General features: G+C 45.0%; 12 protein-coding genes. 1 reads left to right on the top strand and 11 read right to left on the bottom strand.

The window, feature by feature from the left end; all coding sequences use genetic code 11:
• Window positions 1–3 precede the first annotated feature (3 nt).
• From M1J35_RS11995 to M1J35_RS11945, 11 genes are all read right to left on the bottom strand, one after another.
• Window positions 4–753 (bottom strand): Stp1/IreP family PP2C-type Ser/Thr phosphatase, encoded by a 750-nt coding sequence (locus M1J35_RS11995; protein WP_034755754.1) that lies wholly within the window; start codon window positions 751–753, stop codon window positions 4–6.
• 138 nt (window positions 754–891) lie between these two features.
• Window positions 892–2,229 (bottom strand): 16S rRNA (cytosine(967)-C(5))-methyltransferase RsmB, encoded by a 1,338-nt coding sequence (rsmB, locus tag M1J35_RS11990; protein ID WP_061809814.1) that lies wholly within the window; start codon window positions 2,227–2,229, stop codon window positions 892–894.
• A complete protein-coding gene (gene fmt / locus M1J35_RS11985; protein WP_254651308.1) occupies window positions 2,222–3,172 on the bottom strand; it encodes a methionyl-tRNA formyltransferase in 951 nt (316 codons plus the stop codon). Before fmt ends, rsmB begins: the two co-directional genes overlap by 8 nt.
• Entirely contained in the window at window positions 3,172–3,654 is a 483-nt protein-coding gene (def, locus tag M1J35_RS11980) for a peptide deformylase (RefSeq protein WP_254651307.1), read from the bottom strand. Before def ends, fmt begins: the two co-directional genes overlap by 1 nt.
• A 31-nt stretch (window positions 3,655–3,685) precedes the next feature.
• Entirely contained in the window at window positions 3,686–6,109 is a 2,424-nt protein-coding gene (priA, locus tag M1J35_RS11975; protein ID WP_254651306.1) for a primosomal protein N', read from the bottom strand.
• On the bottom strand, window positions 6,096–7,325 hold the full coding sequence (coaBC, locus tag M1J35_RS11970) for a bifunctional phosphopantothenoylcysteine decarboxylase/phosphopantothenate--cysteine ligase CoaBC (protein ID WP_254653746.1): 1,230 nt from the start codon (window positions 7,323–7,325) through the stop codon (window positions 6,096–6,098). Before coaBC ends, priA begins: the two co-directional genes overlap by 14 nt.
• A 134-nt stretch (window positions 7,326–7,459) precedes the next feature.
• Window positions 7,460–7,681 (bottom strand): DNA-directed RNA polymerase subunit omega, encoded by a 222-nt coding sequence (gene rpoZ / locus M1J35_RS11965; RefSeq protein WP_034755771.1) that lies wholly within the window; start codon window positions 7,679–7,681, stop codon window positions 7,460–7,462.
• Entirely contained in the window at window positions 7,682–8,296 is a 615-nt protein-coding gene (gmk, locus tag M1J35_RS11960) for a guanylate kinase (protein ID WP_034755774.1), read from the bottom strand. It lies immediately after the preceding gene.
• Window positions 8,297–8,569: an extracellular matrix/biofilm regulator RemA gene (gene remA, locus M1J35_RS11955; protein WP_034755776.1), complete on the bottom strand. Its 273-nt coding sequence runs from the start codon at window positions 8,567–8,569 to the stop codon at window positions 8,297–8,299.
• A 56-nt stretch (window positions 8,570–8,625) separates the two neighbouring features.
• Window positions 8,626–9,501 (bottom strand): YicC/YloC family endoribonuclease, encoded by an 876-nt coding sequence (locus M1J35_RS11950; protein WP_159363244.1) that lies wholly within the window; start codon window positions 9,499–9,501, stop codon window positions 8,626–8,628.
• Between the two features lie 170 nt (window positions 9,502–9,671).
• A complete protein-coding gene (locus M1J35_RS11945) occupies window positions 9,672–12,353 on the bottom strand; it encodes a calcium-translocating P-type ATPase, SERCA-type (RefSeq protein ID WP_224520297.1) in 2,682 nt (893 codons plus the stop codon).
• A 214-nt stretch (window positions 12,354–12,567) separates the two neighbouring features.
• Here M1J35_RS11945 and M1J35_RS11940 point away from each other — a divergent pair, with 214 nt between their 5' ends.
• Window positions 12,568–14,271 (top strand): Rqc2 family fibronectin-binding protein, encoded by a 1,704-nt coding sequence (locus tag M1J35_RS11940; RefSeq protein WP_254651305.1) that lies wholly within the window; start codon window positions 12,568–12,570, stop codon window positions 14,269–14,271.
• The last annotated feature ends 16 nt before the right edge of the window (window positions 14,272–14,287 follow it).

Raw genomic sequence — 14,287 nt, 5'->3', positions numbered from 1 at the left:
CTATCACCCGCTTTCCGTTTCAGCGGCAAACTCGACAATTACTACGGTAATATTATCTTCACCGCCATACTCATTGGCTAAATGAACGAGCGACTCCCCTTTGTTTTCCAGGGAGTGGTCCCGGGCCAATACCTCTTTCATTTCTTTTTCAGAGACTTTATTTGAAAGGCCGTCTGAACATAGAAGAATGACATCTTCCTCTTCGAACATGATCGTTTTAATATCCATCGTAATTGAAGCTTCCGTACCGATCGCTCTTAAAATGACATTTTTTCTCGGATGATGCTCTGCATCTTCCTTTGAAATTTCACCGCTTCTCACCAATTCATTGACAAGCGTATGATCTTCCGTCAATTGATGAAATCCGTTTTCATTCAGGATATACCCTCTGCTGTCACCGATATTGACTATGGTTGCAAATAAAGAAGTACAGATGGCTCCGACGAGAGTCGTACCCATCCCTTCGCATTCGGAATTGGATTGAGAATAAGTATATACTTCTTTGTTTACTTCGTTAATAGTTGATTTTAACCAATTTTCTGCTTCATCAGCGGTGTGAAATTTCTCGGTTTTCTCCCATAAGTCCTTTAAGATGGAAATGGTAAGTTCACTGGCAACGTCCCCTGCTCTGTGGCCGCCCATCCCATCTGCTACAACAGCTAAATGATCTCCATGCTGATTCACGAATACACCGGCACTATCTTCATTCAGCTGCCGCACTTTCCCTTTGTCCGTAAAATAAACCGTCTTCACTTAGGTCACCTCTTCTCTTCTTCTGCACCTGTTTCAAGTAGTTCCTTCTGCACATAACATACTAAAAGGTCTGTTGTACTTTTACGACTTCTACAACGGATTTTCCTGCTTTACTTTCAACATTTGATGAATATCGACTTAATCCTTTTTCAGGAAACACGAAATATAGAATCCATCCCCTCCGAAATCCTGTGGGAAAATTTGCATTTGGTTTCCGTCAATGAACGGTCTCACTGTTTCCGGCAGTTGATCGAGTTGATGAAACTCAAAGTCAGGGTGATCATTCAGAAAGGCCGAAACGGTTCCTTCGTTTTCGTTGCGGTCGACCGTACATGTGCTATAAACCAGTAATCCACCTTTTTTCAGCAAGGGTGCAACGGCCGAGAGGATATCGAGCTGGATCTTTTGAAGGGATTGAAGATCTGCCTCTTTCTTTGCATATTTAATATCCGGTTTTCTCCTGAGAACACCTAAACCTGAACATGGTGCATCGACCAGTATCCGATCGAAACTTCCCTTTTCAAATTTCTCTCCTGCTTTCCTGCTATCAAGGGCAGCGGTGTGTACATTGGAAAGACCGAGCCGGGAAGCATTCTCGTCGATTAATTTGACTTTATGCTTATGGAGATCCAAGGCATGGACTTCGCCGGTTCCGGAGAGTTTCTCTGCGATATGCGTCGTTTTCCCTCCAGGTGCTGCACACGCATCCAGCACTTTCATCCCTTTTTCAAGCTTTAAAGCATAAGAAACAAGCATCGAGCTTTCATCCTGTATCGTACATAACCCATTGCGGTATGCATCTGTTTTCGCAAGGTTTCCCCGCAGAGACTGGACTGCTTCCGGCACGATGGAACTTTCCTTCACTTCATTTCCGCTGTCCGCCAATTGCTGTAAGAGCTCTTCACGGCTGACCCTGGTGGTATTCACACGGGCCGTTTGGTTTGGAGCGATCAAGTTGGTTTCGCACATTTCTTTCGTCTTGTCTAAACCAAATTGTTCTGACCATCTCTTGACAAGCCAGTATGGATGACTCGTTTCGATGGCGACCCTTTCAACCGGGTCCTTGATGGAATCAAGAGTCGGAAGGCCTTTTCTCTGTACAGACCTTAATACCCCATTGACTAATCCTGAGATTCCCTTATGTCCTCTTTTTTTAGCGATTTCGACTGCTTCATAGAATACGGCGCGATCCGGTATCCGATCTAAGTAGACCAGCTGATAAAGGGATAATCGTAACAATTGACGAACCCAATCATCCAGCTTCCCCTTGATGAATGGGGCTAAATAGAAATCCAGCGTCATTTTGCGTTGAATGGTCCCGTATGTCAATTCTGTCAATAAACCGATATCCTTACCCGGCAGTTCGTTTTTTTCGATCACTGAATGAAGCAGTAAATTGCTGTATGATTGATTTTTCTCCACTGCCTCGATGACATCGAGTGCTGCTTCCCGTACGGTTTTATTTCGTTTACTCATGTTCTTCTCCTAACATCAGACCAGCTTCTAAATGTGAGCCCGCTCCCCGAAGGTAGTCCTTTGCACTCATCCTTTTCTTGCCGGAAGGCTGTAAATCGGTGATTTTGATCCCTGTTGAATTGCCCGTGGACACAACGAAACCATCCTCTTCAATTCCGATGATTTTCCCGGGTGATGACGGGGTCACGCTCACTTTCTCTCCCCACCATACTTTCATGACCGAGCCGTCCAATGTGGTATACGCTACCGGCCACGGATGGAGTCCCCTGATATGATTGTAGATTTCTTCCCCGTCACGCGTCCAGTCTATCTTCTCTTGTTCACGCTTGATATTCCGTGCAAATGTAGCTTTTGAATCATCCTGTTTTACGGGGGAGATTTCCCCTTTCAGTAATGGAGGGATGGTGTCGATCAGTAATTTAGCACCTGCTGCACTCAGTTTGTCGTGAAGTGTACCTACATGATCTCGCTCTTCGATCTCCACTTCCACTTGGCTGATGATATCCCCAGCGTCCAGCTTTTCCACCATGTACATAATGGTGATGCCTGTTTTCTCTTTTCCCTGGAGAATGGAATAATGGATTGGCGCGCCTCCACGGAGTTCAGGTAGCAGGGAAGCATGAACATTGATGCATCCATGTTTAGGTGCCTCAAGCAGAGCGTTCGGAAGAATCTGTCCGAAAGCAGCCGTCACGATAAGATCCGGTTTTAAATCCAGGACCTGGTTTAGCTCATCTTCATTCTTTATCTTCTCGGGCTGGTAGACCGGGATGCCGTGCTTTTCAGCGGCCACTTTGACAGGTGGTGGCGTGAGTATCCTTTTCCTTCCGACGGGGCGATCCGGTTGTGTCACAACGGCGATCACATCATATTTTTCATCTATTAGAGATTGGAGAACAGGAACCGAGAAATCGGGTGTTCCCATAAAGATCACTTTCGTCATTAAGCTTCATACCCTTCTAATTCTTCTTCTGTAATATACTTTTCTACTTTTGTTGTAAATAAAATGCCGTGCAGGTGATCGATTTCATGCTGGATGGCCCTGGCCAGAAAATCCTGGGCTTGAAATTCAACCGTTCTTCCTTTACGGTCCTGTGTTTTAACCCTGATCGAGTATGGGCGTGTCACTTCTCCATAGAGGCCCGGGAAGCTGAGGCATCCTTCGAGGTCGGTTTGAGACCCTTCTGACTCGATGATTTCAGGATTGATCAGTTCGATCGTCCCTGAGTCATCGCCGATGTCGACGATCGCTACCTGAAGGTCGAGGCCCACTTGAGGGGCTGCGAGCCCGACTCCGTCCGCCTCGATCATGGTATCATACATATTTACAAGTAATTTCTTTAACTTTTTATCAAAATCCGTTACCTTCTCACATTCTTTTTCGAGAATGGCATCCGGATGCATGACGATTGGAAGTATTGCCATAACTGTCCTCCATTTTTCTATATGAATAGTGTTACATCATCATATAAGGGTTCACATCTATGGAGATGGTTAACCCCTGTGATGCATATTGCTGCTGAAATTGATCCAGTACTGTTTTTAACGTACTCCCAAGATTTGGTTCACGCTTGTATTTTATCAAACATTGATAGCGGTATCTATTCTTGATCCTGGGAATTGGCGATGCAACCGGCCCAAGGATGATCGTTGTATCGGATAGCTTTGAACGGATGAAAGCCGTCATTTTCTCTGAAATATCCACAACCTTCATTAGATCTTCATGACTTAATGTGATCAGCGTGATGTAGTAAAAAGGAGGATAGGAACCCATTTTTCTCATCATCATTTCCTGCTGATAGAAACGATTATAATCATGATTGGATGCTAATTCGATCGAGTAGTGCTCAGGTGTGTACGTTTGTATGACCACTTCCCCCGGCAGCGTATGCCTGCCAGCCCTTCCACTTACTTGAGTCAATAATTGGAACGTCTTTTCCGCTGCCCTGAAATCAGGCAGATGGAGCATCGTATCCGCACTGAGTACACCTACCAGGGTGATATTCGGAAAGTCCAGGCCCTTTGCGATCATTTGCGTACCGAGTAGGATATCTGCCTTACCTTCCCCGAAAGCCGTTAACAGTTTTTCATGTGAGCCTTTCCGGGTTGTGGTATCGACATCCATACGTATGATCCTTGCATCTGGGAGGAGCTTCGTCAATTCCTCCTCAACCTTCTGTGTACCCGTCCCAAAATAACGGATATGCTCACTTGTGCATTCAGGACAAGTAGATGGGACCCCTTCTTCATACCCGCAATAATGGCATTTCATCCCATTGGAAAATCGATGATAGGTCAAGGAGATATCGCAATTGGGGCATTGCAGGACAAAGCCGCAATCTCTGCACATGATGAACGATGAGTGCCCCCTGCGATTTAGAAAAAGGACAGTCTGCTCTCCCTTTTCAAGCCTGCCCTGGAGCTTTTCGAACAGGTTGGTTGAAAACATGGAACGGTTTCCCTTCCTGAGTTCCTCTCTCATATCCACGATATCTACCGATGGAAGCGGCCCGTCATTCATCCGTTTATTAAGCGTCAATAGTCCGTACACCCCTTTTGAAGACCGGGCGAAGGATTCCAGGGAAGGCGTCGCACTGCCTAAGATCACCGGGCATTGATGGAATTCCCCTCGATAGATGGCAACGTCCCGTGCGTGATAACGTGGATTTTCCTCTTGTTTGTAGCTGGTTTCATGCTCTTCATCGATGATGATGATCCCGATATTTTCAAAAGGGGCAAAAACGGCAGAGCGGGCTCCGACCACCACTTTCACTTCCTTGCGCTGAATCTTTCTCCACTCATCATATTTTTCCCCGACTGATAATCCACTGTGAAGGACGGCGACATCGTCACCAAACCTTCCTTTAAAGCGGTGTACCATCTGAGGGGTAAGGGAAATCTCTGGGACTAGCACGATTGCTTCTTTCCCTTCCTCGAGTACCCGTTGGATGGATTGCAGATAAATCTCTGTCTTCCCGCTCCCTGTAACACCGTAAAGGAGAAATGTATGATGCTTCTCTTGATCGATGGTACTCAAAATGGGACCGATCGCCTCTTCCTGTTGGGAAGTCAATGAGAGGGGGAATGTCTTCTCAAATGTTCTATTTTCGAAAGGATCACGGTACATTTCCACGTTTTTCTCAACAAGGATCCCTTTATGGACTAAAGACTTTACGGTACTTGAAGTCGTGGACATCACTTCCGTCAGGGTGGATGCGAGTATCCCATCACCACCAGGAGCCGCATCCATCATATATTCGATGATTTGTTTTTGCTTACTGGCCTGGGGAGGCAACCCATCTTTCACTTCATCCACTTGATCGATTGGTACGTTCAGATAAAGCTTTCGTACTGTTTTCTTATTCCCTTTGGCTTTCACCCTATAGATGACTTCGACAGAGCCTTTTTTCACCTCTTTATGTACGAGGGGGAGCATGCCGCTTTCTTCGATTGCATTCCAGGAGACCTCTTTTCCATCCTTGAAAAAGCGTTGGAGGGAGAGATGAAGTTCCCCCGGATTCCTGCCTTCTTCCAGTCGAAGGAATTTTTCATACTTCGCTTTCATGGCTGCTGGAAGCATCGCTTGAAAGGCGGAAATTTTAAAGCAGAGGGTCTTCTCGGTCAACCAGCTCCCGAGTGCAAGTAACTCTTTATTCAGGACGGGTACGAGATCCATCGGCTCGACGATCGATTTGAGTTTCGAGACTTCCCCTTTTTCCTTTAATTCAATGACAAAGCCTTGGATTTTCCTCGGACCAAAAGGCACGACGACCCTCATACCAGGAACGATGCTGCCCTTCCATTCATTCGGGATACTGTAATCATACGTTCGATCCGTCTGCATGGCAGGAACGTCGACAATGACGCTAGCTACGTTCATGTGAGGAACCCTTCTTCATATGCCGGATGGCTTCTTTATAGATTTCTTTGGCTACCTCAAACTTTGATAATAAAGGCAGCTCGCGAGCGTCTCCCCCGCTCGTGACAATCGATACCTTATTTGTATCTGTTCCGAACCCGGATCCCGTTTCTTTCACATTATTTGCGACGATCATATCTGCCCTCTTTTTCACAAGCTTCGCCTTGGCATATGCTTCGACGTTTGTCGTCTCTGCTGCAAATCCGATGAGGTATTGGTGAGTTTTCCTTTCACCAAGGCTCATTAAAATATCCTTTGTACGCTCAAATTCGATCACTAGATTTCCATCTTTTTTCTTTAACTTATCTTCAAATATTTCTTTAGGGCGGTAATCGGCGACTGCTGCACTCTTTACGACGATATCTGCAGATGGAAATAGATCATGCACCCTATGATACATTTCTTCAGCAGTCGTCACGGAGACAAATTCAACACCTGCTGGAATCGGTAACACAGAAGGTCCGGAGATCAAAACGACATCAGCTCCAAGGGAAACAGCCGCTTCAGCAAGGGCGTATCCCATCTTTCCGGTTGAACGATTGGAAAAGAATCGCACAGGATCCACCATCTCCCTCGTCGGACCGGCCGTGATCACTACTTTTCTCCCCTCAAGGAGCTTTTTATCACTGTCGCGTTCCTGGAAAAAACGATCAACCAGCTCCACTACCTTCTCTGGTTCTTCCAATCTTCCCTTGCCGATATACCCACAGGCTAAATACCCTTCACTTGGTTCGACAAATTGATAACCGAACCCAAAAAGGGTTTCAATATTCCTTTTCACTGCTGGATGATCATACATATGTACATTCATGGCCGGGGCGATCCACACCTGTGCCGTCGTTGCAAGAATCGTCGTTGTAATCATGTCATCTGCAATCCCATTTGCAAGCTTCCCGATGATGTTTGCCGTGGCAGGTGCCACCAGTACGAGGTCAGCCCAATCCGCCAAGTCGATATGAGCAATTTTTGATGAATCTTTTTCATCAAAGGTGTCCCAATACACATCTTGGCGGGATAGGGCCTGAAAGGTGAGAGGGGCCACAAATTTGCGTGCCGACTCCGTCATGATCACCTTCACTTCAGCACCGCCCTGCACCAGCTTGCTGGTCAAGGCTGCCGCTTTGTATACAGCTATTCCGCCAGATACACATAATAGTATTCTTTTCCCCTGCATCATTCTACTTTCCCCCATTATTCTTTATCCTTCTTATATTATGAAGGATATTGATAGAAAAAGAAAATAGGGTTGTCCCGAAAGATGATGAAATCTTCCGAGTCAACCCCTGGAGTTATTCAATAAGATCCGCCGGCCTATTCATCAGAATAAACGGCTTTGGCATCTCTTTCTTTCATAGATAGCTGACCGGCATGAATTTCTTCAAGGGCCTTACCTACGAATTTATGAGAATCATAACGGTTCAAACGGTAATCCCCCGTATCTTGCAGGTTTCTTGCACGCTTAGCCGCAATACTGACTAACGAATATTTAGAATCAATCTTCTTCATTAATGAATCAATGGATGGGTTTAACATTTATTCAGCCTCCAGCATATTTAAGTATCGTTGTTGCACTCGTTCCCGTTTGCAGTGTTCTGCCTGAACGATGGATTTAATCTTATCTACCGCATGTTCAATCTGGTCATTTTCAACAATGTAATCGTATAAATTCATCATTTCGATTTCTTTTCTTGCGGTATTCATCCTGCCCCTGATCAAATCATCTGTCTCAGTGCCTCTTGTCACAAGGCGGTTCTGAAGTTCAGAAAGACTTGGGGGTGCCAGGAAGATAAATAAACCTTCGGGGAATTTATCCCTGACCTGTTGTGCACCTTGTACCTCGATTTCAAGAAAGACATCTCTTCCTGCATCCAGGGTTTCCCGGACATAATCTACAGGGGTTCCATAATAGTTCCCTACAAACTCTGCATACTCCAACAGTTTCCCCTGCTCGATCAGCACTTCGAAATCCTCTCTTGATTTAAAGAAATAATCTACACCATCCACTTCTCCTTCACGGGGTTTCCGCGTAGTCATGGAGATGGAATATTCAAACCTTGTATCTTCCTGGGAAAAAATCGCTTTACGAACTGTTCCTTTCCCTACACCTGATGGTCCGGAAAGAACGATCAGCAATCCTTTTTCTTTCATTTATTTACCCTGCCCTTCTTCTACTAAATCCTCTTTATCTGTCAAACGATGAGCAACGGTTTCGGGTTGAACAGCTGAAAGAATAACGTGGTCGCTATCCGTAATGATGACCGCTCTTGTTCTTCTTCCGTATGTAGCATCAACGAGTGTTCCCCGGTCCCTTGCATCTTGTATCAAGCGTTTGATCGGGGCTGATTCCGGACTTACGATTGAAATGATCCGGTTGGCTGAAACGATATTTCCAAAACCTATATTGATGAGCTTGATCGACATAACGCTCCTCCTAATCAATAGTTTAGTTTCGCCTGAATGATAGGAAACTAAACTTCTTATTCTACATTTTGCACTTGTTCCCTCAGCTTCTCAAGTGTTGATTTGAGTTCCACTACAATGGTTGCGATGAGGGAATCATTTGCTTTCGACCCAATCGTATTCACTTCCCTGTTCATTTCCTGGATCATGAAATCCAGTTTCCTGCCTACAGGACCACAATCGATTAATGTGGAGTGAAAGTACTGAATATGACTTTTAAGTCTTGTCAATTCTTCCGTTATGTCAGACTTATCGGCAAAGATGGCCACTTCCGTAAGCAAACGGCTTTCATCAAAAGAGGTTTCGTTGTATTCGGAAATTCTCTTTCTTAGTCGTTCTCTATATTGATTGACCACTTCCGGAGCATGACTGGACAGTTCAATGATATTCTTTTCAAACTGACTAAGATGGATGAGAAAATCTTTCTTGAGAAGTTCCCCTTCTTTCTCCCTCATCACTTTAAGGTCCAGCGCTGCTTCATCCACAGCTTTTAAAACCAGATTCTCAAGCTCTTCATTTTCTTCCTCCATCTCTTCGATCATGATGAATTCTTCTCTGTTCAGGAGATGGGATAATTGCACTTCATCTTTTAATGAAAAGGTTTCTTTCACTTCATTTACTAACTGATAATAATCTTGAATGAGCTTCCAGTCAATATGAAGATTTTTATGCACAAGGCCGTCCCCTGTGATGGTAATGAAAATATCAACTTTTCCTCTTTTTACATGGTGGGATACTTGCTTTTTGATTTTATCCTCTAGCTTCATTAATTGTCGCGGCATTCTTATGTAACATTCACTGAATCTGTGATTCACGGATTTCATTTCAACCGTTACAGTATGTTGTTCAGAGTCTGATTTGCTTCTTCCAAAGCCTGTCATACTGACAACCATTACGATCACATCCAATCCTTTGACGGTATTCGTATGTAAGATAACCGAATTCACTATCATCTCGTGCTGATAGATTGAGAAGGGAAGCCCTCACTTATGTACAACATATCGCTTTATATAAAAAAGGTAATAGAGGATTTTCTCTATTACCTTTTGGATTATACCACATTTCACTGTTTTTTTCTTGCAAAAAATGACCCTGCCAGTAAAAAGGTTGGAACGGAGCTTAAACCAATGATCAAGAGCCAATCTTTCAATACGATCGGTACTGTATGGAAGATCGGTTGCAGGGAAGGGATATAGATGACTAAGAGCATTAATATGAGTGAAGATAATACGGCAAAAACGAGATACATGTTCCCGAACGGATTTCTTGAAAACACCGATACTTCACTTCGGCAGTCGAACACATGGATCAGTTGTGCCATGACCAAAGTGGCGAACGCGACGGTTTGGGCATACGCCAGGTGATCTGGATGGGTCTTATACGATAGCATGAACGCAAGCAGCGTCGCCCCGCCGATCAAGAATCCCCTGGATACCACTTTCCACCCGAGCCCCCTTGCAAACACACCTTCTTTTGGATGTCTCGGTTTTCTTCTCATGACATCATCTTCCGGCTTATCAAGACCCAGTGCCATGGCAGGGAGGCCATCCGTCACCAGGTTCACCCATAAAATCTGGATCGGCACCAATGGAAGCGGGAGCGCCAGAATCATGGCAAATAACATGACGAGAATTTCACCTACGTTCGAAGCTAACAGATACCGTATGAATTTGCGGATATTTTCATAGATGTTCCTTCCTTCCTGTATGGCTGATTTAATCGTAGCGAAGTTATCATCCAACAAGACTAGCGAAGAAGATTCCTTTGATACATCCGTGCCTGTAATCCCCATGGCGACTCCAATATCAGAGGATTTTATGGCAGGGGCATCGTTGACCCCATCCCCTGTCATCGCCACGACATGCCCCCTGTTTTGCAGGGCTTTGACGATTTTTAGCTTATGCTCAGGTGATACCCGGGCAAACACTGACACTTCATCCACTATTTCTTCCAGTTCATGCACTTCCATTGCGTTTAATTCTTTCCCATCCATGACGCGATCTTTATTTTTCAAGATGCCGAGCTGTTTGGCAATGGCTTTCGCCGTCAGAACATGGTCCCCGGTGATCATGACCGTCTTGATCCCTGCAGCACGACACTCTTTCACCGCCTGCTTCACTTCAGGTCTCGGAGGGTCGATCATTCCTTGTAAACCGATGAAGGTAACCCCTTCTTCCACGTCCTCTTCCACCAACGCTTCAACAGCACGTTCCTTGATCGGTTTATACGCAATCGCAATGTTTCGTAAAGCGTTGGATGACATCTCACTGATGGCCCCTTCTACTTTTTCAGTGACCTCAGGTGATTTCGGTTGAAGCCTTCCCTCCCACAGGATCGATTCGCTTTTCCCGACCAATACATCAGGAGCACCTTTCGTTACAGAGAAGTGCTTTCCATTCTGGTCGACCACGATGATACTCATCATCTTCCTTGTGGAATCAAAAGGGAACTCTTTGACAATCGTGAATTTTTTCTGCAATGATTCCCTGGAAAGCCCTGCCTTTAATCCTGCTACAAGAAGAGCCCCTTCAGTGGGGTCACCATCGACGATAAAGGTTTTATCACGGGTTACAAGCTCTGCATGATTGCACAGCATCCCGAAAGTCAGCAGCTGCTGGAGTGCATTCTCACTGTGAGGCGTCACCCGTTTTTCCCCGGTATAAAATTGGCCGTCTGGTTCATATCCGGTGCCGGTGACGGTCCACGTCCTTCCTCCACTCCACAGATGGGTGACCGTCATCTTGTTCTGGGTCAAGGTTCCGGTTTTATCAGAACAAATCACCGATGCACAGCCTAATGTTTCCACTGCCGGCAACTTTCGGACGATGGCTTTCTTCTTGATCATCCTTTGAACACCTAGGGAAAGGGCAACCGTCACAATGGCAGGCAACCCTTCAGGTATGGCTGCTACGGCCAATGAAACCCCGGCTAAGAACATCGTATACATATCATGGCCCTGGATCACGCCGATTCCTACAACCAATCCTGTCAGTACAAGAGCAACCGTAATGAGGATCTTTCCTAACTCTTCCAGTCTTCTCTGAAGAGGAGTGGTCATGGTTTCTGCGTTTTGGATCATATCGGCGATTTGCCCCATTGCCGTTTTCATACCGATCGAAGTCACGACACCAATTCCATTTCCCCTCGTGACCATCGTTCCCATAAATGCCATGTTCTCCAAGTCCCCGAGACTCATATTTTCTCCATTTACAGGGTTTGTGGATTTGGTGACGGGTAAAGACTCCCCGGTCAGGGCGGATTCTTCTATTTCAAGATTATTGGCTTCAATGAGACGAACATCCGCCCCGATCCGGTCTCCACTTGCAAAGCGGATGACATCCCCAATGATGACATCCTTCGAAACGATTTTTACCCACTTACCGTCCCTTAACACTGAAACCTGGGGTGCAGAGAGCTCCTTTAAAGCCTGAAGCGACCTCTCGGCTTTCCGCTCTTGGAAAAAGCCTAAAAAGCCGTTAATGAACACAATGGCAATAATGGCGATGGCATCGATGTATTCACCGAGTAAACCTGAAATGAGCGTGGCTGCCAATAACACAAGAACCATAAAGTCCTTGAACTGACTGAAAAACAACAATAAAGCTGACTGCTTCTCAGCTTCTTCTAATTGATTGTACCCAAATTGTTTCCGTCTGATTGCAACCTCTTCTGTTGAAAGCCCTTCTTGATAATTGGTATTTAACGACTGCTCTATGTCCTCTTGTCTCATCTCATGAAATTTCATGCAACCATGTCACTCTCCTCCTACGATACGAAAAGTTGTCCTTCTCATAGCATTCTTATTCAGACTCGTCCTAAAAAATGATATGATTTAAGTATGTTTTGCATTTTCCCTTTCAGGGAGATAAAATCGGTTACATTTGATACACTTTTCAACCACTCCCTAGTCGGAAGAAATCAAACTATACTGAAATCGCATGAAGCAGAGGATGTTATATATGTCATTTGATGGATTATTCACAAGAAACATGACGAAAGAATTAAATGAAAACCTATTACACGGACGCATAAACAAAATACACCAACCTTATAAAAATGAAATCATTCTGGTTATCCGGGCAAATGGAAAGAACCATAAAGTGCTCTTATCCGCTCACCCAAGTTACTCACGTGTTCAATTGACGGCTGAGAATTATGACAACCCCTCGGTTCCACCGATGTTTTGTATGCTCTTGCGGAAACATCTTGAAGGATCGATCATTGAAGGGATCAGTCAGATTGAATTAGATCGGATGATTGTATTCGAAGTGAAGGGCAGAAACGAGATCGGGGATATATCTTATAAACAACTGATCATTGAAATAATGGGCCGGCACAGCAATATCATCCTGGTAGATAAAGAACGAAATATGATTCTTGACAGCATCAAGCATATTTCACCAAGCATGAACACCCATCGTACTGTATTGCCTGGCCATACCTACGTGTTGCCGCCTCAACAGGATAAAATCGATCCACTTGAAGCAGACACTGTAGATGTTTTACGTGCCCTTGATTTCAATTCGGGGAAGCTTGATAAACAGATCGTCCAATCCTTCGCCGGTATCTCACCGCTTTACGCGAAGGAAGTCGTACACCGTGCAGGGATCGGCAGCGGGGCAGCCATTGCCGAGTCATTCCTATCATTGATTGCTCATGCAAAAAACTTTGATATAGCGCCGACCCTGATCACAGCAGATAAGGAAACATTCTACTGGATGGACCTTCAACATCTTCAGGGTGAAAAACAAACATTCCCTTCCTTGAGTGAACTGATTGACCGTTTCTTTTATCAGAAGGCTGCACGTGATCGAGTCAAGCAACAAGGAAATGACCTCGAGCGGTTCATTCGAAATGAAAGGGATAAGAACGTCAACAAAATAACGAAACTGGAGCGAACGCTTGACGATGCCCAACAGGCTGACCGCTATCAGCTGCTCGGTGAACTTCTTACTTCGAATCTATATGCCGTGGAACGTGGGATGACGGAGGTGAGCGTAGTCAATTATTATGACGAAAACGGGGAAAGTATCACGATTCCATTAAATCCTCAAAAGTCGCCTTCGGATAATGCACAGAATTATTTCTCACGTTATCAAAAAGCGAAGAATGCCATAAAGATCGTCCATGAACAAATTGAAAAAGCACAGGAAGAGATCGTGTATCTCGAACAATTACTGCAACAATTAGAATCTGCTTCAACGAAAGATGTGGAGGAAATCAGAGAGGAACTCGAAGAAGAGGGTTACCTGAAGGTCCGCAAGCAAACTAAAAAGAAAAAGGCCAATATGAAGCCCGTATTGGAACAATACACGTCAACTGACGGAACACAGATCCTGGTCGGTAAAAACAATAAGCAAAACGACTACTTGACCAACCGGGTTGCTGGAAGAGATGAAGTCTGGCTTCATACGAAGGATATTCCAGGTTCTCACGTTGTCATCAAGAGTTCCAACCCAACTGATGAAACGATCAAGGAAGCGGCCAATATTGCCGCATACTTCAGTAAAGCCCGTGAATCCAGCTCCGTACCCGTTGATTTTACCGAAGTCAAACAGGTCAAGAAACCTAAAGGTGCCAAACCCGGATTTGTCATATACGAAGGACAGCAAACCGTTTACGTGACACCGGATCTCGATTTGGTCCGATCGTTGAAAGATTGATAAGCAAAGATGCACT

The organism is Rossellomorea sp. KS-H15a (assembly GCF_024195245.1).
Taxonomy (GTDB): domain Bacteria; phylum Bacillota; class Bacilli; order Bacillales; family Bacillaceae_B; genus Rossellomorea; species Rossellomorea vietnamensis.
This window is presented reverse-complemented; position numbering and strand designations above follow the sequence as displayed.